This window comes from Devosia sp. (assembly GCF_040509215.1).
In the GTDB taxonomy this organism is placed as follows: Bacteria; Pseudomonadota; Alphaproteobacteria; order Rhizobiales; family Devosiaceae; genus Devosia.
Window position 1 is genome coordinate 1 of sequence record NZ_JBEVLL010000401.1, and the last position, 21,758, is coordinate 21,758.

General features: G+C 62.1%; 19 protein-coding genes. 5 read left to right on the forward strand and 14 right to left on the reverse strand.

Features of this window, described 5'->3' with window-relative positions:
* Window positions 1–74: 74 nt before the first annotated feature.
* The 9 genes from ABW043_RS22140 to ABW043_RS22180 form a co-directional block, all read right to left on the reverse strand.
* Window positions 75–1,934: an ABC transporter substrate-binding protein gene (locus tag ABW043_RS22140; protein WP_353923359.1), complete on the reverse strand. Its 1,860-nt coding sequence runs from the start codon at window positions 1,932–1,934 to the stop codon at window positions 75–77.
* Between the two features lie 560 nt (window positions 1,935–2,494).
* Window positions 2,495–3,310, reverse strand: a complete 816-nt coding sequence (locus ABW043_RS22145) for an alpha/beta fold hydrolase (protein WP_353923360.1) — start codon at window positions 3,308–3,310, stop codon at window positions 2,495–2,497.
* A gap of 113 nt (window positions 3,311–3,423) precedes the next feature.
* A complete protein-coding gene (locus ABW043_RS22150; protein WP_353923361.1) occupies window positions 3,424–4,479 on the reverse strand; it encodes an ABC transporter ATP-binding protein in 1,056 nt (351 codons plus the stop codon).
* An 18-nt stretch (window positions 4,480–4,497) separates the two neighbouring features.
* Window positions 4,498–5,577, reverse strand: a complete 1,080-nt coding sequence (locus ABW043_RS22155; RefSeq protein WP_353923362.1) for a Gfo/Idh/MocA family protein — start codon at window positions 5,575–5,577, stop codon at window positions 4,498–4,500.
* Window positions 5,574–6,593, reverse strand: coding sequence for a Gfo/Idh/MocA family protein (locus tag ABW043_RS22160; RefSeq protein WP_353923363.1), 1,020 nt, complete (start codon window positions 6,591–6,593; stop codon window positions 5,574–5,576). The genes ABW043_RS22155 and ABW043_RS22160 overlap by 4 nt, the downstream gene beginning before the upstream one ends.
* 4 nt (window positions 6,594–6,597) lie before the next feature.
* On the reverse strand, window positions 6,598–7,434 hold the full coding sequence (locus ABW043_RS22165; RefSeq protein ID WP_353923376.1) for a carbohydrate ABC transporter permease: 837 nt from the start codon (window positions 7,432–7,434) through the stop codon (window positions 6,598–6,600).
* Between the two features lie 40 nt (window positions 7,435–7,474).
* On the reverse strand, window positions 7,475–8,419 hold the full coding sequence (locus ABW043_RS22170) for a carbohydrate ABC transporter permease (protein ID WP_353923364.1): 945 nt from the start codon (window positions 8,417–8,419) through the stop codon (window positions 7,475–7,477).
* A gap of 3 nt (window positions 8,420–8,422) precedes the next feature.
* Window positions 8,423–9,715 carry an ABC transporter substrate-binding protein gene (locus ABW043_RS22175; protein WP_353923365.1) on the reverse strand — a complete coding sequence of 431 codons (1,293 nt, stop codon included), beginning with the start codon at window positions 9,713–9,715 and terminating at the stop codon, window positions 8,423–8,425.
* A 58-nt stretch (window positions 9,716–9,773) separates the two neighbouring features.
* Complete coding sequence (locus ABW043_RS22180; protein ID WP_353923366.1) at window positions 9,774–11,066, reverse strand: ABC transporter substrate-binding protein; 1,293 nt, start codon at window positions 11,064–11,066, stop codon at window positions 9,774–9,776.
* A 409-nt stretch (window positions 11,067–11,475) separates the two neighbouring features.
* Between ABW043_RS22180 and ABW043_RS22185 the strand changes: the two genes are divergently transcribed.
* From ABW043_RS22185 to ABW043_RS22200, 4 genes are all read left to right on the forward strand, one after another.
* Complete coding sequence (locus ABW043_RS22185) at window positions 11,476–12,417, forward strand: LysR family transcriptional regulator (RefSeq protein ID WP_353923367.1); 942 nt, start codon at window positions 11,476–11,478, stop codon at window positions 12,415–12,417.
* A gap of 74 nt (window positions 12,418–12,491) precedes the next feature.
* Window positions 12,492–15,410 carry an FAD-binding and (Fe-S)-binding domain-containing protein gene (locus ABW043_RS22190; protein WP_353923368.1) on the forward strand — a complete coding sequence of 973 codons (2,919 nt, stop codon included), beginning with the start codon at window positions 12,492–12,494 and terminating at the stop codon, window positions 15,408–15,410.
* 113 nt (window positions 15,411–15,523) lie between these two features.
* Complete coding sequence (pncB, locus tag ABW043_RS22195; RefSeq protein WP_353923369.1) at window positions 15,524–16,831, forward strand: nicotinate phosphoribosyltransferase; 1,308 nt, start codon at window positions 15,524–15,526, stop codon at window positions 16,829–16,831.
* 123 nt (window positions 16,832–16,954) lie between these two features.
* Complete coding sequence (locus ABW043_RS22200) at window positions 16,955–17,203, forward strand: hypothetical protein (RefSeq protein WP_353923370.1); 249 nt, start codon at window positions 16,955–16,957, stop codon at window positions 17,201–17,203.
* Here ABW043_RS22200 and ABW043_RS22205 read toward each other — a convergent pair.
* The 5 genes from ABW043_RS22205 to tsaB form a co-directional block, all read right to left on the reverse strand.
* Window positions 17,200–17,448, reverse strand: a complete 249-nt coding sequence (locus tag ABW043_RS22205; RefSeq protein WP_353923371.1) for a hypothetical protein — start codon at window positions 17,446–17,448, stop codon at window positions 17,200–17,202. The two genes, ABW043_RS22200 and ABW043_RS22205, sit on opposite strands and share 4 nt — an antisense overlap.
* A gap of 77 nt (window positions 17,449–17,525) precedes the next feature.
* Window positions 17,526–18,332 (reverse strand): lysophospholipid acyltransferase family protein, encoded by an 807-nt coding sequence (locus ABW043_RS22210; RefSeq protein WP_353923372.1) that lies wholly within the window; start codon window positions 18,330–18,332, stop codon window positions 17,526–17,528.
* Window positions 18,333–18,731, reverse strand: coding sequence for a Fur family transcriptional regulator (locus ABW043_RS22215; protein ID WP_353923377.1), 399 nt, complete (start codon window positions 18,729–18,731; stop codon window positions 18,333–18,335).
* A gap of 90 nt (window positions 18,732–18,821) precedes the next feature.
* The gene (gene rimI, locus ABW043_RS22220; RefSeq protein ID WP_353923373.1) at window positions 18,822–19,301 is read right to left on the reverse strand and encodes a ribosomal protein S18-alanine N-acetyltransferase; all 480 of its coding nucleotides are present in this window, start codon (window positions 19,299–19,301) and stop codon (window positions 18,822–18,824) included.
* Window positions 19,301–19,912: a tRNA (adenosine(37)-N6)-threonylcarbamoyltransferase complex dimerization subunit type 1 TsaB gene (gene tsaB / locus ABW043_RS22225; RefSeq protein WP_353923374.1), complete on the reverse strand. Its 612-nt coding sequence runs from the start codon at window positions 19,910–19,912 to the stop codon at window positions 19,301–19,303. Before tsaB ends, rimI begins: the two co-directional genes overlap by 1 nt.
* A 136-nt stretch (window positions 19,913–20,048) precedes the next feature.
* Between tsaB and lnt the strand changes: the two genes are divergently transcribed.
* A complete protein-coding gene (gene lnt, locus ABW043_RS22230) occupies window positions 20,049–21,680 on the forward strand; it encodes an apolipoprotein N-acyltransferase (RefSeq protein WP_353923375.1) in 1,632 nt (543 codons plus the stop codon).
* The last annotated feature ends 78 nt before the right edge of the window (window positions 21,681–21,758 follow it).

Below are 21,758 nucleotides of genomic sequence, written 5' to 3' on the forward strand. Positions count from 1 at the left end.
GTGACGCGCGCTGAACGGCTCCGGGGGGCGAGGCGGCCAGGAGGACATTGGCCGCCCCGCAACGCGTCATCAGCTTATTGCTGGCCAGTCGGCTCGATCGACACGACGGTCTTCTTGAAAGAACTCCACCAGGTGTAGGGCGCAGCGTAGAAATTGTCCTGCTTGGGGAAGTTGGTCCAATAGGTCTTGTTGGTCGGGATCGTCGTCGGGATGTTCATGAGATTGATCATCTGCATGTCTTCCGTCAGGTATTTTGCGATGCCCTGGCCGTTTTCGAGGAACTTTGGATCGTCGGTCGGCAGCTTGGCGCTGTCGACGACCAGGTCGAAAATCCGCTGATCGGTGACGCGCATGATGTTGCCATTGAGCGAGTCGGTGGAGTCAGGCGGCAGGACGTAACTGGCATCAAACTGGCGCCAGGAATTCTGCCAGTTCGAGTTATAGGTGCACGACTGCCCCCAGTTGATCATCAGCTCGTTGCGGGCATTGGTGTTCTGGACCGTGGTCCATTCGCCATTGTCCACCTGGCGGGTATTGATGTTGAACCCGGCCTGGCGCCAGCTATCGGCAATCGAGAAGCCGATGCGCTGGATGACCTTGTTCCAGTCGCCGGGGATAACGAATTCGATCACCCAGGGCGAGCCGTCTTCAAGCGCGAAGAACCCATCGGCACCCTTCTTCATGCCCACCGATTCCAGAAGCTTTGCAGCTTCAGCCGGGTCATGCTTCCACCAGCCCATGCCAAAACCTTTTTCGATGGCATCGCCTGTCGGCAGTTGCGAGGCATCGACGCCTTGCGCGGCCAGCGCATCGTTGAGTTCAGCACCGAAATTGGTGTTGTAGGGCTTGTAGCCGTCGGCCAGCGTCAGCTCTTCGAGCCAGGACTGGAGCGGTTCATAGTAGAGCGGCCCGGTGATCGGGGTGTCTGCCAGCGGCAGGGCCCCGGCCTTGAACTGGCCGCTCATCGAGGAAATGCCGACCTGCTGCATGTTGAGCGCCAGCGCGAGGGCCCAGCGGACCTCCGGCTTGTCGTATGGCGCCTTTTGCAAGTTGATATAGACGCCATAGGAGCAGGCGTCGTTCATGTCGTGATAGGGGAAGGTTGGCGAAAAGCTCTCGATATTGGGATTGCGACCCTTGGCAGCCTGGATCGAGTCCGGGCTCATGAAGGTGTCGACGTCATACTGGTTCTGGACGAAAGCCAGGGCGCGCGTCTCTTCGGCACCAAAGTCCTTGTAGAGAATGAACTTAGGCTTGGGCTGGCCGAGATTGCCCCAGCCGGAGCGCTCCCAGTCTTCGCGCAATTCCCAGAGCTGCCAGGCGCCGTTTGGATCGAATTCCTTGATCTTATAGGGCCCGAGGGTCACCGCATTGGTGTTCTGGAAGGTGACGACCTGATCGCCCTGCGGTTCGAAGATGTGCTTGGGCACGATCACGAACTGGCTACCCCAAGTATAGACGCCCATCACCGTCTGGAAGTCGAAGGACGGGCGGGTGGTTTCGATCTCGAACGTATAGGCGTCGATCTGCTTCCAGCTCTTGACGAAATTGGCGACCACGGCGACGCGGCCGAGCTGGCTGCGATATTTCACATAGGTATCGAGCGAATAGATCACGTCGTCGGCGGTGAATTCGACGCCGTCGCTCCAGTAGACGCCCTCACGCAGTTTGACGCGGAACTGGGTGTGCTCATCGTTGAGCACTTCCACCGGGCCGGCGGCGAGTTCGGGGTAGGATTCGCCGGTGGCGGTGTCCATTTCCCACAGCCAGCTCCAGCCCAATTCGCGGAAACCGCGCCAGATGGCATAGGAGTTCATGGGGTTCTGGGCGGACGCGTTGGCGGCACGACCATCGAAGGTCTGCACGATCAGCGTCTCGCTGCGCGGCGTGCCGACATCGGTCATGGCGCCTTGCGCAAATGCGGTAGTGGTCAACATGACGCCAAGAGCAGACGCCATCAAAGAACGGCCAAGCCGAACCATATTTTCCTCCTTTGCCGGTCGCCGGCCCTCCAGCCGGTCAACCCACGAAACGCGAGGCGTTTTGAGGAAAATAGGGACGTGTTCGCAGCCTCGCGCACCGGGTGCATTCCGGGCGCGACCAGTCTGGCCTTGAAACTTTCCGTATCCTCCCCCGCGCTCCCGCAGCGGCCGCAAGATCGTTTTGTTATTTTCGATTTCTTGCGATTACTAACGATTATGTACGGAACCCGAGCTTGTCAATGCCCCTCCGGCGACCCGTGATCGACGCAACGGCGCCGAGAAGTGGCCCGGGGAGCCTGATGGTGCGCAGCCGAGGTCGAAGGCTAAACGCGAGACAGAGCCAGTAAATACAAAGTGTTAGCCAATTTTTTCCCGCGAGTACGCGGCTGCGCTCGCGCCTTCGGCGCGCAAAACCGCCAGAATTCGCAAATTTTCGGAATTACACGAAATGCAAGTCCGCGAGAAAAAGCGTCGGATCGTGCCGACAATGTTCTCCTGCGGACCGCTCCGGCTCAGTGCACCTGCACCGAGCCGAGCTGGAAAAACACGGTGATGAGCGGCGCCAGAAGCTTGGGATCAAACTCATGGGTTTGGCCGGCCAGCGTCAGGCGTTCGACATTGTGGAGACCCGAAGCCACCCAATCGGCACCGGCCGCCATGAAGGGGAAGCTCTTGTCGCCATCGAGCACCAGCACCGGCATGATGGCGTTCTGCCATCGGTCCGGTGGCGCGTCGCCGGCCCGGGCATCGGCGAGAATGCGGTAGTCGTGCTCGAGGGTCAGGCCGACGGCGGCAAAAGCCGGCCAGGCCGGGCTCGCCTTGAACCCATCCAGCGCTTCCCTGGGCATGCCGACGCCGAGGAGAAAGTCGCTCATCATCTCGTCTGAACGGCCCTGCGCCGCCTGCATGGCCATTTGCATATGCTCATAGCGGTAGGCGTTGCCCGATCGGCTGGGATCGATCGGCGGCTCATAGAGCGCCAGGCCCTTGATCTTTCGGGGCATGGCCGCAGCGGCTTCCAGGGCCAGCACGGCGCCCGACGACACGCCGAAGACGAAGGCCTCGCCACCGACAACCTCGAGGAGGGCGGCGATGTCCTCGACCTCCCGCGCCACGGCATAGGGCCATTTGTCGCTCGATTCGCCGCGGCCGCGCCGGTCGAAATTGATGACGGTAAAATGCTGCGCGAGAAGGCTGATCAGCGCCGGCGTCACCGTGCGATCAACGGCCCGGTACTGGGTTGCGCCGGCCACGAGGATCACCGCCGGACCACTGCCGGTCACGTCATAGCCGATGGTAACGCCATCCTGCGAGGTAACCTGGGGCATGAGAGAATCCTCTTTTTGCCCACACTATGCACGAGGGCAGAGGTCGCCAAAACGGAAATCCCCGCTTGCGCGGGGATAACACGGTATTGCCGGAAAGAGGTCGGCCGAGGATTTTAGCGCAGGGCAGTGCCTTCGGCATTGAACACATGTGCCTTGGCCGGATCGATATAGGCCGGAACGGTCGAGCCAAGTTCGACATGGCGCTGGCCTTCGAGCACCACGGTCAGCGCCTGACCATCGGTGGTGGTCGCATAAAGCACCGTCTGGCCACCGAGATTCTCGACGAGATCGACGCGCAGGTCGGCAAACTTGGCGCCCGAGCCTTCAACGATGGTGATGTGCTCGGGACGAACGCCCAGCGTTGCCGTGCCGACTGCCGAGCGACCGAGCGGCAGCGAGCCACTGGCGGTCTTGACGGTCTCGCCATCGCCGGTTGCGGTGAGGAAATTCATCTTCGGGGAGCCGATGAAACCGGCGACGAAGAGATTGCGCGGATTGTTGTAAAGCTCGAGCGGGGCGCCAGCCTGCTCGATGATGCCGGCACGCAGCACCACGATCTTGTCGGCCATGGTCATGGCTTCGACCTGGTCGTGGGTCACGTAGATCATGGTGTTACCCAGATCGTTGTGCAGCTTGGCGATCTCGACGCGCATGGCAACGCGCAGTTCAGCGTCGAGGTTGGACAGCGGCTCGTCGAAGAGGAAGATTTTCGGTTCGCGCACGATAGCACGGCCGATGGCGACGCGCTGGCGCTGGCCACCGGAAAGCTGCTTGGGTTTGCGTTTCAGCAGCGGTTCGATTTTCAGGATCGCTGCGGCACGCTGCACGCGGCTATCGATCTCGGCCTTGGGCATCTTTGCCGTTTCGAGGCCAAACGCCAGGTTCTGGTATACGCTCATATGCGGGTAGAGCGCATAGGACTGAAACACCATGGCGATGCCACGCTTGGCCGCCGGAACTTCGTTCATGCGCTGCCCGTCGATGATCAGATCACCGCCGGTAATCGGCTCAAGCCCGGCAATCATGCGCAGGAGGGTGGACTTTCCGCAGCCCGAAGGGCCGACGAACACGGTGAAGTCACCCGGCTCGATATTGAGGTCGACGCCGTGGATCACGGCAACGTCGCCGTAGGATTTCTGGATCTGGCGGAGTTGAATGCTGGTCGCCATGGGTCTGTCTCCTAATACTTACCGGAACTCGGCCGGAACCCAGCTCTGGTAGAGCGGGTGGTCGGGACCCAGGGGCAGAACGACCTCCTGGTGGGTGGAAGAGGAATGATAGAACGCCGTCACCAGTTCAAGCGAGCGACGCGAATCGGCCGAGGTCACCGGCAGCGGGATCTTGCCGTCGATGGCATCGTAGAACCGCGCCATCTGCGTCTGGAAGCGGCTCGGAACGTGCTGCCAATTGGCCAGCAGCGCATCGATCTTGGCTTTCACCTCGTCATTGCGCGGCAGGATCTTCCAGAGTTCCTTGCCCGGATTGTAGGGGGCGTGGTCGCTCTCGATGGTGACGTTTTCGAACTGCAGGCGGATACGGGTGATTTCATCCACCGAACCCAGCGTTGCCGTCAGGCTCGCCAGCGCGCCGCTCTTCATTTCGAGCGACGCAGAAATCGTGTCTTCCACCTCGATCGGATTGACGCGGGTCGCGACGCGGCCAAAGACGCGCGAAATATCGCCCATCAGATAGGTGAAAATATCGTGCGGGTGGATGGCATGGCCCATGAGCACGCCGCCGAGTTCGGTCTTCCACTTGCCGCGCCAGGGCACGGCATAATAGGGGGCCTCGCGGCGCCACATGGTTTCGACCGTGCCGGCATAGGGTTTTCCCGCAATACCGGCATCGATGATTTTCTTGGCCTGCTCGATGCCATCGCCGAAGCGATACTGGAACACCGGCATCAGCTTGCCCTTGGCCGCTTTCTCCGCTTCGACGATCTCGTCGATCTGCTGGAGCGAGCCGACGAGCGGCTTTTCGCAGACGACATGCTTGCCGGCGGCGAGGGCCTTGGTGACCATGGAAAAATGCACGCCGGGCGGGGTGCAGACGTCGATCACGTCCACATCGTCCATGGTGAGCAGGTCGTCGAAATTGGTGATGCGGCGTTCGACGCCGAATTCGTCACCAATCTTGGCAAGACGCTCGGGGTCGAGATCGCAGAGCGCCACAACCTTGAACTTGTCCGCGTTTGGCAGATAGCCTTCGACGATGTGGGAGCGGCCAATGCCGCAGCCGACGACGGCAACGTTGAGAATGCGGCTCATTTCACCCACTCCGTACCCTGTTCGGCCTTGGCCTGGGCGGTCAGCGCCATCTTCATGGCATTGTAGCAGCGTTCCTGCGGCATGGCGGTTTCGGTGCGGTTGCGCACGTCATCAAGGAACTGGCGGCCGAAAGGCAGGTCGACCTGCGAACAGTCGATATGCTGCACGCCCTTCTTGTCGACGAGGAACAGGTGGTCCTCGCCGGGACGGCCGGCAATGTCGACATATTTGCGCAGCTCGATATAGCCCTCGGTGCCCAAAATGGTCAGGCGCCCGTCGCCCCAGGTCGGCAGACCTTCCGGCGTGAACCAGTCGACGCGGATATAGCCGGTCGTGCGCTCGGTGCGGACATGGGCGTCGCCCACATCCTGCAGGCCCGGCCGATGGGGATGATTGCGATTATAGACGCTCGAAGAGGTCACATCGCCATCATTGGCGTTCGAGAAGAACAGGAACTGCTCGAACTGGTGGCTGGCGATATCGGTGAGGATGCCGCCATAACGATTGCGGGTGAAGAACCAGTCCGGACGATTGTTGAGGCGCAGCGAGTGCGGGCCGAGACCCACGGTATTGATCACCTCGCCAATGGCACCCAGGGCAATCAGATTGCCCGCTTCGACGGTGGCCGGCACTTCGAAATGCTCGGAATAGAGCACGGAGAAGATACGGCCGGTTTCCTTCTGTACGCGCTTGATCTCGTCAAGCTGGGCCAGTGTCGTCATGCCCGGCTTGTCCGTAAGAACGTCCTTGCCGTGCCGCATGGCGGCAAGGCAGATATCGGCGCGGTCGCCCGGAATGGCGGCGGTCACGACGATACCGATGGACGCGTCTTCCAGAATAGCGCGCGGATCGGCAACTCGCTTGGCTTCCGGATATTTGGCGCCAAACGTGGTGGCCAGGTCGTCTTCCACGGCGTGGAAGGCGACGAACTGGGCGCCCGCGCGCTTGAGGCAGTCGACCTGCCCGTAAATGTGCGCGTGGTTGATGCCAATGGCGGCGAATTTCAAGTCTGACATAGGCTTAACGCTTCATACCGGTGGTCGCGATGCCCTCGATGAGCAGGCGCTGGAAAACAAGGAAGAAGAGGAAGATCGGCACGATGGAGAGGACGCTCATGGCGAATAGCCCGCCATAGTCCGACATGCCGGTCGAGTCCGTGAAGGTGCGAAGACCGAGCATCACCGTGTAGTCGCTCATCCGGTTGAGGTAGATCAGCGGGCCGAAGAAATCGTCCCAGGTCCAGATGAAGGTGAAGATGGCAGCCGTCGCCAGAACCGGGGTCGAAAGCGGCAGCATGATCTTCCAATAGATGCGCCAGGGTCCGGCGCCATCCATCATCGCGGCCTCGTCCAGCTCGCGCGGAATGCCGCGGAAGAACTGCACCATGAGGAAGATGAAGAAGGCGTCCGAAGCGAGGAATTTCGGCACGATCAGCGGCAGGAAGGTGTCGACCCAGCCGAGCTGGCGGAACAGCACATATTGCGGGATCAGCGTCACCTGATAGGGCAGCATCAGCGTCATCAGCATCAGCGCGAACCAGAACTTGCGGCCGCGGAATTCGAGGCGGGCAAAGGCAAAGGCCGCCAGCGAACAGGCAAAGACATTGCCCAGCACCGAGAAGGTCGAGACGATGAAGCTATTGGTGAAGAAGACCGAGAAAGACGTCCTCAACCCGTTCCAGCCGCGGATATAGCTATCGATGCTCCAGGAGGAAGGAATGATGCTGGCCGAGGTGAAAATCTCGTTTTCCGGCCGGAAGGAGGCCGCGAGCATCCAGAGCAGCGGATAGAGCATCAGGATCGAGGCGCCGATCAAGAGGCCATGGCTCACCACCGACATCAGGCGCTTGCGCCACATCGGGGTTTCCGCGCCGACGACCGTCAATTTCATGGGGGCATCAGTCATCGTAGTGCACCCAGTATTTCGAGGTGAGGAACGAGAAGGCGGTGAAGACGGCGACGAGCGCCAGCAGCACCCAGGCCAGAGCCGAGGCATAGCCCATGCGGAAGAAGCCGAACGCCTCCTGATAGAGATAGAGCGTGTAGAAGAGGGTCGAGTTGATCGGATTGCCCGTGCCGCCCGAGATGATGAAGGCCGGGGTAAAGCTCTTGAAGGCTTCGATGGTCTGGATGATGGCGTTGAAGAACACGACCGGGGTCAGCAGCGGCAGGGTGATCTTCCAGAATTGGCGCCACTTGCTGGCACCATCGAGGGAAGCGGCCTCATACATGTCCTGCGGAATCTGGCGCAAGCCAGCGAGGAAAATGATCATGGGCGAGCCGAACTGCCAGATCGAGAGCACGATCAGGGTCCAGAGCGAATAGTTGGGGTTCGAAATCCAGCTCGGCCCGATAATGCCGAAGAGGGAGAGGAACTTGTTGACGAGGCCATCGGCGGCAAAGATCTGGCGCCAGAGAATGGCAATGGCGACCGATGCGCCAAGCAGGCTCGGCAGATAGAACAGCGAGCGATAAAGGGTGAGACCCTTCATGCCGCGATTAAGCAGCAGGGCGACGCCAAGCGCGAAGGCCAGCTTGAGCGGCACCGAGAAGACCACGAAGAACATCGTCACCCGCATGGAGGCGGCGAATTTCGGGTCGTTGGTGAACATGCGGACATAGTTGTCGACGCCGGCCCAGCGGGGCGCCGTCAAAAGATCGAAGTGATTGAAGCTCAGATAGAGCGAGGAAATCATCGGCCCCAGGGTCAGACCAAAAAAGCCGATGAACCAGGGCAGGAGGAACAGGTAGCCGGGGGCATCCTGCTGCCAGATGCGTCGCCACACTGAGGGTTTCGCCACCTCAGTGTATGCGCTCGTGGACGTAGCGTGTTGAACTGTCATGCTTTAGCTTGCTCGCGCTAGGATAGCATTGATGTCGTCAAACAGAGCATTGGCCCCATCTGTGGGCGAGGTCATGCCGAAGCCGATTTCCTGCGCCTTGGCGGTAAGGGCGGTCGCAACTTCGCCGGCTGCCGGGGGCGGCGCGGGCGGAAGGGCACCGAGCACATCGCCGAGACCGGCGACATAGTCGAGCGCAGCGCGGTTCTTGGCATCGAGTTCGGGGCTGATCGCATCCCGCACGGACGCCGAACACGGAATGCCGCGCTCAACGCCCAGGACCTTGCCTGCGCTGACATCGTTGACGAAGTAGCTGATGAAGGCAGCGGCCTGTTCCTGCTGCGCGCTGGTGCCAGCGACCGAGAAGAACATGGACGGCTTGCGATACTGGCCGCCGGTCGAATCCGCGGCAATCTTGGGATAGATGCCGATGCCGACATCGTCAGGAATGGCAGCCTGGAAGCCGACAAGCTGATTGGAGGTGGTGAAGGTGCTGGCAGCCGAGCCGAGCGTCAAAAGGGCGCTGTCGATCGAGCCGGTGTCGAGCACCTGGTCTTCGGTCGCGGCGCACGCGCCGGCGGTCCGCAGTTCGCCCCAAAGCTCGAACCATTCGGCAAGGTCTGCCGCCTCGAAGGCGACGGCGCCCTCTGCGGTAAAGAGCGCCTTGCCCTTCTGGCGCAACCAGCTTTCGAGCGCGAGATCGTTGACGCTGCCATCCGAAAGCAGCTTCATGCGGCCGCGCGGTGCCGCAGCGGCAAAGGCCTCGCCGAGCGTCAGCAGTTCTTCATAGGTTACGTTGGCCGGATCAAACTCGATCCCGGCTTCGGCGATGGCGGTATTGTTATAGAGCAGCGACCCCGAATTGGCGCCGAGCGAAATGCCGTAGAGCTGGCCATTGACCTTGCCGCCCTCGATCTGGTCAGCATCGAAGTCGTCGAGCTTGAGTGCAGAGCCGACAAAGCCGTCGAGCGGCGCCAGGGTGCCGCGGTTGGCGTATTCGACAATGTAGCGATAGTCCATCTGGATGATGTCGGGGGCGTTGCCGCCCGCTGTCTGAGTGGCCAGCTTGGTCCAGTAGTCGCCCCAGCCAAGGAATTCGCCATCGATGGCAATGTCCGGATTGGCTTCGCTATAGAGGTTGGTCACCCCATAGGTGCGGTCCGCGCGCGGCTGGCTGCCCCAAAAATAAAGACGGAGGGCATTGGCCTGCGCCCAGCTCGGCAGCGTGCCGAGAGCACTCGCTGCAAGAGCGGCAGTGCCGGAGAGAAGAACTTGGCGGCGGGACAAAGTAAACGACATCAATTCACCAGAAATAATAAGCCACGCGCCCGACATTGAGCGCGTGGCGTAGTTCTAATCAGCTTGCGCGTTCGAGGATGGCCGTGGCTTCAGAAACGAAGTACGGGCCAGCATCTTCCGGCGTGCGAGCGCCGAAGGCCACTTCCTGGCCGATGACGCGGAGGAGGGAGAGATCGATTTCGCCGGCAGCGGCCGGCGGCGGGGGCGGCAACGGCCCGAGGAGGTCGCCCAGGTTCGCCACGAAGTTGAGGGCGATCTGGTTGGCTTCATCAAGGGTCGGGGCCACGATGTCACGGGTGCCGGGGAGGCAGGGAATGCCACGCTCGACGCCGAGGATCTTTGCCGATTCAGGATCGGAGATGAAGAAGGTCAGGAATTCGGCAGCCTTTTCCTTGGCCGCGGACGTGCCCGAGACCGAGAAGAACATCGACGGCTTGCGGTAGTGACCGCCGCCAACGCCAGCGGCGAGGCGCGGGTAGCCGACCATGTCGAGCTTGTCGGGCACCAGGGCCTGGAAGCCGACGAGCTGGTTGGAGTTGGACGGCATCAGAGCCGACTTGCCCGAAACCAGCATGGTGGTTTCCAGCGGGCCGGTATCGAGAGCCTGCGCATCCGGGGCAACGATCACACCGGCATCGCGGAAGGTCTTCCAGAGGTTGAACCACTCGGTCATTTCATCGGCGCCGAAGCCGAGCTTGCCGTCAGCGGTATAGAGCGCAAGGCCCTTCTGGCGCAGCCAGTTGTCGAGCATCGGCTCGGTATAGGAGCCGTCCGACATCATCTTCATGCCATTGCGGATATTGGCCTTCGAGAAGGCTTCACCCTTGGTCATGATGTCGTCGAGCGTCCAGTCATTGGTCGGGGGCTCGACGCCGGCTTCTTCGAACGCCACGGTGTTGACCAGGGTCGCCACCGAGTTCGCGCCGAGCGAGATGCCGTAGAGCTTGCCGTCGACCTTGCCGCCTTCGAGCTGGTCTTCATCGAAGCCGTCCAGCTTCAAAGCGCCGCCGACGAATTCGTCGAGCGGGGCAATGGCGTTACGCTTGGCGTATTCGACGATGTAGCGGTAGTCCATCTGGATGATGTCGGGGGCATTGCCACCGGCAGTCTGGGTCGCCAGCTTGGGCCAGTAGTCGTTCCAGGCGAGGAATTCGCCTTCGATCTTGTTGCCCGTCGCCGTCTCGAAGAGATCGGTGACACCAAAGGTGCGATCGGCGCGGCCCTGGCCGCCCCAGAAGATCAGGCGCATGTCGGCGGCCTGGGCCCAGGCAGGGCTGATACCGGCGGCGCCGGCGGCCATAAGAGCCGAAGTTCCCATCAGGAACTGACGGCGATCCATACGAAAAGTCATGTGTTTCCTCCCATGAACAGTTGACGCTCCAGCCTTCCGGAGCAAATTGAACAGCGACCTCCCCGTCGCTAAATCACCAACCAGTTACTAATTTGAGCAGATCAAGCGCATTGTCAACACCTCTGTGACTGCCGCTCTGCGCTGAACCTCTCTTCACAAATAACCAGCCAGTTACCCCTTACCATAGGACCGCAGCGCGGGGCAACAATCCTTGTATGGAAGATTTTCTGCGACTGAGACGCTTCGTGGCGGTCGCTGCCGCGCGATTCGTCCTGATGCTGTCCTCCCGGTCTGCCCGATCGCGGCGCGCCTGGCGCTTGCTCGCTGGGCTTTTGTCTTTGGCGCACAGTGGCGCAAAATCGTCTCTTGGAAAACTACAAAATTGCCGGGTATATTATAGAAAAAATCTATGGCTGCGGAGGAGACTGTTCTGGACAAGCTGCTCACCCAGTTCCTGGCCGTGGCCGATGCCGGTTCGCTCAGCCGCGCCGCGACGACCCTGCTCATCACCCAGCCTACCCTCACCTTCAACATGCGCAAGCTTGAAGAGTCGATCGGCGCGGCGCTGTTCGAGCGCTCCTCGCGCGGCGTCCGCCTCACCCGCTACGGCGAAACGCTCTACGAAAACGCCCGGCTGATGAACCGGCTTTATGACAACACGCTCAGCGCCATCGCCGACCAGCAGCGCGGCACCGAACGGGGCCTGACGGTGGGCTCGGGCTATTCGTGGTGGGCGATGTTTCTCAAGGACCTGGTCGTCAACTATCAGATCGAATTTCCCAAGGCCCCTGTGCAGGTTAGCCTCGGCAACCAGTTGCGCCTCCTCGACCAGATGCTCTCGGGCGATATTTCGCTTTTCCTCGCCCATGAGATCGACGGGCTCAATCCCAGCATCGGCACCGATTTCATCCCCTTGAGCCGGGTCTACAATGCCCATTTCGTGCATGCTGGACACCCGCTGCTGGGAGCCCCGCGCAACCGGGCCGAGATCAACGAATATCCCCAGATCATCAGCTCGCTGGCCGAAAGCCGACACGAGCGCTTCTTCGATATTTCCCGGCGGCGCACGCGGGTCGAGACGGTATTCGATCGCACCCACTATGCCTTCCGCTCCAATTCCCTTGCCGCCTGCATCGACTTTGCGCTGGCGACCGAAGCCGTCCTTACACACACACATGTGATGCGCGACGCCTTCACCAAAAGCGGTCTTTTCGAGGTGGAACAGCTCGAACCGCCGCGCATCAATGTGGCGGGCATCTATGTCCTTAAGGAAAGGCGCGGCGAAGAGCGGGTCGAAGACCTGATTGCCCGCATCAGTGCGGCCGCCGCGACGACGCTGCCACCGCTCTGAAGGCGCCCTGGCGCGCCCCGCTGTAACCCGGTTTCAAGAGACAGGCCCAAACTGACATGTTAGCCTCGGGCATCATGCAGCAAGCCCCTCTCTTTTCGATCCAGCCCCCAGCCCCCACGCCTGATCGCCTCGCCGCCGGCGAGCGCGTTGCCGCGCGCCTGAAACCGCTCGTGCGCGGCGCCATCCATACCGATCCCCTGATGACCTATGCCTGGAGCGGCGATGCCAGCTCCTACAGGCTAATTCCGGCCGTGGTGGTCTTCGTCAATTCCGAAGACGATGTGCGCGAAGTGTTCAAGGCCGCCCGCGCCGAGGGCCTGCCCGTCACCTTCCGCGCCGCCGGCACGTCCCTTTCGGGCCAGGCCGTCACTGATGGCGTGCTCGCGGTTTTGGGCGATGGTTGGCGCAAGCTCTCGATTCATCCGGACGCCGAAAAGATTACGCTGGGGCCGGCCGTTATCGTTGCCGAGGCCAACCGGGCGCTGAAACCGCATAACAAGAAGATCGGGCCGGACCCGGCGAGCCAGGCGACCTGCAAGATCGGTGGCGTCGTCAACAACAACTCGTCCGGCATGTGCTGTGGTGTCGCGCAAAACACCTATCACACCATGGATCGCCTGCGGATCGTCCTCACCGACGGCACCATGCTCGACTCCGGCGATGCCGCCAGTCGCGACGCATTTCGTGTAAGCCATGGCCGGATGCTCGAAGGCCTGCACCGGCTCCATCACGATGTCATGGAAGACGAAGAACTTGTTGCCCTGATCCGCCACAAATACCGGATCAAGAATACGGTCGGCTATTCGCTCAATGCTTTGGTCGATTATCACGACCCGCTCGATATCCTCATCCACCTGATGGTGGGTTCGGAAGGCACGCTCGGCTTTGTTTCGGAAGTCACCTACAACACCGTGCCCGAGCATCCGTTCAAGGCCACCGGCCTCATCCCCTTCCCCAATCCGCAATCGGCCGGCCGCGCCATTATCGAGATGGCCAATGGCGGCGTGCAGGTGACCACGGGCGTCACCGCCGCGGAATATATCGAGCGCCGCGCCCTCGCGACGGTCGAACATCTGGCTCCCATGGCGCCGCTGCTGCCCTGGCTCACGGAAGATTCTCCGGCCGTGCTCATCGACGTCACGGCCCCCGATGCCGCAACGCTCGAAATGGAAGTGGCCAAGGCCAACGCCCTCCTTGCCCGCCATGGCGCCACCCATATCGACCTCTCGACGGACGAGCATCGCAGCCACGCCCTCTGGGATATCAGAAAAGGCTTCTTCACCTCGGCCGGCGCCGCCCGCCCCAAGGGCACGATCATGCTCACCGAGGACGTTGCCGCCCCGATCGAAAAGCTCGCCGAATTCGTCGTCGATCTCCGCACCATGCTCGATGATCACGGCTACACCGACGCGGTTATTTTTGGCCACGCCCTCGCGGGCAATCTCCATTTCCAGATGGGCGACGATTTTTCCAAACCCGGCGCCGCCGAAAAATTCGACGTCTTCAATCAGGAGCTGAGCAAGCTTGTCTCGCTGCGCTATGGCGGCTCGCTGAAGGCCGAGCACGGCACCGGCCGCGCCATCGCGCCCTTCGTCGAGGCAGAATGGGGCTCAAAGGCCTATGCGATCATGCATCGCATCAAGGCTCTGTTTGACCCCGAGCGCCTGCTCAATCCCGGCGTGCTGCTCAACGATGACGCAAAAATCCACGTCAAGAACCTCAAAGTCATGCCGCTGGCCGACGAAATCGTCGATCTCTGCATTGAATGCGGTTTCTGCGAGCCTGCCTGCCCCAGCCACCATATGACGCTGACCCCACGCCAGCGCATTGCCGTCACCCGCGAACGCGCGCGCTTGCGGGCATCAGGCGAAGATCCGGCCCGCCTCGCGCGCTTCGAGGCCGATTTCCAATATGCAGGCATGGATACCTGCGCCGCCTGCAATCTTTGCGCGCTGCGCTGCCCCGTCGGTATCGAGACTGGCACGCTGATCCTTGGCGAACGCGCCCGCCGTCGCGGCGGCACGGCCCATACAGTCGCGCGCATTGCCGCCGACCATCGTGGCACGGTGGAGCGCGCCATGCGCGGCGGCGTCGCCTTTGCCGATGCGGCTCGCACGATCATTCCGGCGCCTACCGTCGAAGCCATCACCGAAACCGCCCGCCGCCTGACCAACAAGCGCGTGCCCCGCGTTTCCCGTGCCCTCCACCACGGTCCTGGCGCCCCGCGCGCCCGCGACACCCGGCAGGACCCGCGCAAGACCGGCTTCCCGGTGCCGATCGCCCAGAGCGCAAGACCGCAGATCGTCTACTTCCCCGCCTGCCCCAGCCGCATGTTCGGCGCGCCGAAAACCGAGCATGACCTGCTCGACACGCCAGCCGCCATGATGGCCCTTCTCGAACGCGCCGGTTACGACGTCATCGTGCCCGATCACCTGACAGGCCAATGCTGCGGCCAACCCTTCCAGTCCAAGGGTTTTCCGGAACAGGCCGCCGAAGTCGGCAAGGCCCTCAAGGCCGAGCTATCGACGCTGTCCGATGCAGGCAGACTCAATGTCGTGACCGACGCCTCCACCTGCGCCAAGCACCTCAAGGAATTCCCCGGCGATGCGCCGGTCGCCGACTCGGCGCAATTCCTCGTCACGCATGTGCTGCCCAAACTGGCGATCACCCAAAAGCTGCCGGTCGTCGCCGTGCACCACAATTGCTCGGCCCAGCGCCTTGCCGAACAGCCGGCGACGGAAGCCGTCGCCGCTGCCTGCGCCGACAAGCTGGCCGTGCTTTCCTCGATCACTTGCTGCGGCTATGCCGGCGACAAGGGCCTGTTCCTGCCCGAACTCAATGCCCATGCCACGCGCCGCGTCGGCAATGACATTCCGGACAATTGCACGCTCGGCGTCTCGACCGTCTCGACCTGCGCCTCGGGTCTCACCGAGAGGGCGGAAATCCCCTTCGTGAGCCTTGCGAGCCTTCTCGAATGGGCCAGCCGGCCCTAGTTCCAAACAGGCCCCGGCGCCGAGCCGGGGCCACACTGGACGCCTCATGGCATCCGTGACTTTCCAAGCCGCCGCGTCCCGCGCTACAAGACGCGTCGCGAAGTGGGGACGAGATGGCTACCTATACCGATATTGCGCGGCGAGTTTACAACCACACCTGGAAGCTCGATCCGATCATCCGTAGCCTGCTCGACACGGACTTTTACAAGCTTCTGATGCTGCAGATGATCTGGGGCCTCTACCCCAAGGTCGACGCCACCTTCTCGCTTATCAACCGCACCAAGTCGGTGCGCCTCGCCGAAGAAATCGACATCGACGAGCTGCGCGCCCAGCTCGACCATTGCCGCACACTGCGCGTCAGCAAGAAAGAGATGATCTGGCTGGCGGGTAACACTTTTTACGGCTCCAAGCAGATCTTCCAGCCGGGGTTCCTGCGCTGGCTCGAAAATTTCCAGCTCCCCGAATATCGCCTGGAAAAGCGCGACGGGCAGTTCGTGCTCGAATTCCCCGGCCTCTGGGTCGAAACCTCGATGTGGGAAATCCCGGCCCTTGCCATCATCAACGAGCTGCGTTCGCGCGCTGCAATGAAGAGCTACGGCCCGTTCAATCTCGACGTGCTCTATGCCCGCGCCAAGGCCAAGATGTGGGAAAAGGTCGAGCGGCTGCAAAAGCTGCCCGACCTCAAGATCTCCGATTTCGGCACCCGCCGCCGCCACTCCTTTCTCTGGCAGCGCTGGTGCGTCGAGGCGCTCAAGGAAGGGATCGGCGAGAATTTCACCGGCACCTCCAATGTCAAACTCGCCATGGATACCGACCTTGAGGCGCTGGGCACCAACGCCCATGAGCTGCCCATGGTTCTGGCGGCTCTGGCGCGCTCCGACGACGAGCTGCGTGAAGCGCCCTATCGCGTGCTCCAGGACTGGAAGAGCTATTATGGCGGGAACCTGCTCATCGTCCTCCCCGATGCCTTTGGCACCGACGCCTTCCTCCGTGACGCGCCCGATTGGGTCGCCGACTGGACCGGCTTCCGCCCAGACAGCGCCCCGGCCATCGAGGGCGGCGAGCGAATCATCAAATTCTGGGAGAGCCGCGGCCGCGACCCCAAGGAAAAGCTGTTGATCTTCTCGGACGGGCTCGACGTCGACATGATCGAAGAGGCCTATCTCCATTTCGATGGTCGCGTGCGCATGAGCTTTGGCTGGGGCACCAACCTCACCAACGACTTTGAAGGCTGTTCGCCCGAACCCAATCGCGGCCTTGATCCGATTTCTATCGTCGCCAAGGTCAGCGAAGCCAATGGCAGGCCGGCGGTGAAACTGTCGGATAATCCCGCCAAGGCGACCGGAGAGCAGAGCGAAATCGAGCGCTATATCCGTGTGTTCGGCGATGCCGGCCGCGTGGAGCACGCCGTCCGCGTCTGACGCCTTTCACAACCCAAAGCGAACAAAGCGCGCCTGTGGAGAAACCATAGGGGCGCCGGCGCATTAATGCCTCATGAACCAACTAGGTTCAGTTTCGGCACGGGGGCTCCAATGGAGCCGAATATGAGTCTTGAACTAATCGACATTGCGCTGGCGGAACGCCACGACCATCCGCGCCTCGTCAATCGGGTGACGGGCAAAGTGAAGGCCGTGCTGACCGAAACCATCGATGGCCGCGAGCAGCGGCACGAAATCCTGATCCCCGCCTGGATCGAGCGGGAAGAAGGCATGGACGAAGGCGACGTCGACCTCGCCTTGATGGTGAAGGCTGCCAAGATCGTCGGCCGCCTCAAATCGAGGCTCGCCGACTAGTCCTTTTGCTTCGCCGTCCGGGCGATGGACTGCAGGAACATGCGGTCCGAGGGAGACAGGCCCATGGGAATATAGGCTGGAGCGGGGGCCACGGTGCCCGCCGCCCGGTGACGATAGGCTGGGGCGGTCGCGAAATGGCGCGCCTGGGCCGAGAGCATGGCAAGCTTCTGCCGCTTCTCGCTGCGCACAAAGGCAAAAAGCGTAGACGCCGCGATCAGCACGATAGCGATAATTTGCCAATCCATGTCGGCCTCCTTGAACCGGGCCAACATAGCTAATGAAGCGTTAATTCCGAAGCGAAGCTGCGCGTTAAGCCTAATGCCTAAACTTGCGTGGAAACCGGCAGCGGCAGGTTGCGATTGAGCGCCACGAGCGTCGCCCGCACCTCGCGCTCGGCTGCCTTAGTGACGACCTTGCGGTCCGCACCATGGGCCAAGACTTGCGGGGTGCCGAAAGCCACCGTGACATCCTTGATCGGTCCTGAGAGAATTTCGACGATGTTCTGCTTGACCGACTTGGACTTGATCCAGGCAACCAGCGTCCGCTCATTGCGGCTGATCGGCAGGCCCTCGAGCCTGGTATAGGCGACGGTCAGGGGCTGGATGTTCACTTCGGTGGCGCCCGCTGCTTCCATCGCATGCTGGGCCGCGCCCACCAGGGCCGAACGGAATGGCAGGACATGGGTGCCGATATCGGACTGCCCCTCGGCAAACAGCACCACGGCATTGCCGTCCGCCATGTGCCTGCCCATGGCTTCCGCCGTGCGGCCGGTTCCGGAGCGCCGGGTGCGGTCGACGAAAATCGTCTTCTGCAGCTTCGCCATCATGCTCACGAAGGGCCATTTGGCGATTTCCTGCTTGGCGACAAAGGTCACGGGCGCGGACGAACCGATGACGATGATGTCGGTCCAGGAAATGTGGTTGGAGACCAGGAGCGTCGGCCGGCCCGTCGCCGGAGCCCCGATCACCGTCACCCGCAAACCGAGAAAGGCACAGCCGACCTTGTGGAAAATCCGCGGCACGATCGGCCAGAACGGCAGTTTCAGCGCAATGATAAGCGCCTGCAGCGGGATGATCACGATCAGCACGGGCAGGAAGATGAAGATGAAGAACAGGCTGCGGCGGATCATTTACTCGGGCTTGTCCTTGCTGCCAGCCTTGTCCGTCAGCGGCACGGCGTAGAGTTCGAGGCGATGGTCGACGAGCCGGTATCCCAGCCGCTTGGCGATCACTTCCTGGATGGCTTCGATTTCTTCGTTGCGGAACTCGATGACTTTTCCCGAGCGGATATCGATCAGGTGGTCGTGGTGCTCGTCGGGAATCAGTTCGAAACGCGCACGGCCGTCCTTGAAATCGTGCTTCGTCACGAGCCCGGCTTCCTCGAAGAGGTTGACGGTGCGGTAGACGGTCGAGAGCGAAATTCTGGGATCAGTGGCCGAAGCGCGGCGATAGAGCTCTTCCACATCGGGGTGGTCGGAGCTTTCCTCGATCACACGCGCGATGACGCGGCGCTGGTCGGTCATGCGCATGCCGCGCGCCACGCAGGCTTCCTCCAGGGTCGGATCGGACGGCGTCTTGCTCAAGCCATGTCTCCTTGCCTAGCCGGTTTCGGCATCGGGTTACCCAAGATCGCGCGTCATGACAAGCGCAGTGGCGGCGCTGCCATCGGCCTTGGCATAGTAGCCTTTTCGCGATGAAACCGTCGAGAAGCCCAGCCTTTCATAGAGTTTTATGGCCGGCCGGTTCTGTTCGTCGACCTCGAGGAACATTTTTCGCGCCGGCGACATCATCAGATCGGCAAAGACCGCATCGAGCAGCGCGCGACCGACACCCTTGCCGCGCCATTTGGGATCGACGGCAATGGTGAGCAGTTCGCTTTCATCGGCAACGAGCCGGATCAGCGCAAAGCCGGCAATACGGCGCTTGGCATCGCACGCGACATAGGTGGGCGTCGCCCTGTCATCGAGAAAACCCAGGAAATCGGCGACCGGCCAGCCGCGGAAAAAGCCCTGCGCATGCAATTGCGCCAGACGCTGGGCGTCCTTCACCTCGGCCGGTTCGATATGCAGCCCATGTGGGGCCATCCAGAGTTTGTCCATCACACCCGCCTCGGAACTTTTGCCGCGTCCTGCGGCTTGGCATCGGCATCGCGGATATAGGCAGCGTGCGGCGGATAGGCCAGCGGATCGGCAGAGCCCGCGAAACGCACCATGGCGGCGAGATCGACAAATGGAGACTCGATCAGCGTCACGCCCGGCGCGACGCGACTCCGCGCGTCTTCGATCGGCAGCAGCATCGGCTCGGTCTCGGCCACGCCCGGCGCCGAAAACGCCTGAAAATAGGCTTCGCCCCGACGCGCATCGAGCAGCACATTGATCGGCCCCGAATCGATACCCAACGACAGGGAAAGCAGACTGGGAATACCCAGCACCGGCAGCTTCCGCGCCAGCCCCAATCCGCGCGCCGCTGAAAGCCCGATACGCAGCCCGGTAAACGAGCCGGGCCCGGTTGTAACCGCAATCCGTTCCACATCGGCGTGGCCAATACCATTGCGCGCCAACAGGTCTGCCAAGCGGTCGAACAAGATTTCGGCGTGGCCCGTCGCGATATCGTCGACGCTCACATCGGTCGTGCCATCGGCGCGCAACAGCGCCAGTTGCAGGCGCGGCGCGGCGGTGTCGATGGCTAGCGTGATCGGCGGTTTCGTCATTCTCGCTCCTCGTCGGCGGCGACGTTCGGGCATTCTGGCTCGTAACGCCAGCGAGAGCCCGAGTCCACTGCCTTGACGCCCCTCTCCCTCGGGGCGACCTTGCCGGCATGTGCCGTGATTCGCGTTCGCCCCAAACATGATCAAGCCCGTAACCTGGCTGGCCGAAACCACCATGCTCAGCCATGGCTGGCAGCGCTTTTGCCTCATGCTTGTCGCCGGCGCCGTTGCCGGCCTCTCGGTGCCTCCCTTTTTCGTGCTGCCCGCGCTCTTTGTCGCCATGCCCTTCTGGGTCTGGGCGCTCGATGGCGCCGAACGCAAGCGCAACTGGTTCCGGCGGATCTTTGGACCCGCCTTCACGATTGGGTTCGCGTTTGGCTGGGGCTATTTTCTCGTCGCCTTCCATTGGCTGGGCGCCGCCTTCTTCGTCGATGGCGGCTGGATGCTGGCCCTCATGCCGTTTGCGATTGCCGCTCTCGCGGCTTTGATCGCGCTCTTCTGGGGTCTCGCCAGCGCGCTGGCACATCTCTTCTGGAGCCATGGCGCCGCGCGCATCGTCACGCTCTCCTCATTCCTTGCCGTCGCAGAATTCGCCAGGGGCCATGTGCTCACCGGCTTTCCCTTCGATCTCCTCGGCTACGCCCTGACCGGCACGGACGAGCTGATGCAGCTCGCCTCGGTGATCGGGGTCTATGGCCTGACCTTCCTCGCCCCGCTCCTCGCCATGACGCCCGCCCTGATCTGGCCGGCCGACGACCGCCCGATGAGCCGGCGGCTCTTTCCGTTTTTCCTGGCGCTCGCCGTCATTGCCGGGCAGCTCGCCTATGGCTGGAACCGCCTCTCCGGCACTATCGCGACCGAGCGGCAGGACGTTTCCTTCCGGCTGGTTCAGCCCATGGTCTACGAGCATGCCGATTTCGGCAATGTGGACCCGGTGGCGCTGATCGACCGCCTGCTCATGCTCTCGGACATGCGCATGGACCCGACCGACCAAGGTCTTGCCGACATCACCCATCTCGTCTGGCCCGAATCGAGCGTGCCCTTCTTCCTCGATACCTATCCAGACGCCTTGGCCCGTATTGCCCGTATGCTACCCGATAGTGCGACGCTGCTGGCCGGCGTGCCGCGCCAGATGTTCGGGCTCGATGGGGAAAAGCCGCAAGGCGCGCCCTATAATTCGCTCGTCGCCATCAATACCGATGGCGAGATCATCGCCAGCTATGACAAGTCCCATCTCGTCCCCTTCGGCGAATACCTGCCGTTCCAGGACATTCTTTCCCGCATCGGCATCAAGCAGTTCGTTCCCGGCGCCGATGGCTGGTCGCATGGCGATGCGCGCCGTCGCCTGATGGAATTGCCGGGCACGCCGGCTTTCCTCGCGGTCATCTGCTACGAAGTGCTGTTCTCGGGTGATCTCGGCGACACCGCCAATGCCCAGTTCATTCTCAATGTCACCAATGATGCCTGGTTCGACGGCTCCATCGGTCCGGCCCAGCACGCCCATCACGCCCGGCTCCGTTCGGTTGAAGAAGGCATGAGCCTCCTCCGCGCCGCCAATACCGGCCTCACCTTTGCCACCGACCCGCTTGGCCGCGTCACCGCGCAACTTGTGCCCGGACAGATGGCCGCCCTCGATGTGCGCCCCCATCAGCGGCTGGCGCCGACGATCTTTGCCCAGCTCCGGCACTATCCGCTGGCCATCGCGATCATTGCCGGAATCCTGATCGGCTTTGTCGCCTCGCGCCGCGGGCGCCGGAGATTGCCGGAATAACAAACACCGGCCGTCACCCTCGGGCTTGACCCGAGGGCGTTGCACTTGCTTGGTCTCGCGTAAGTACAGTGTCCTCGG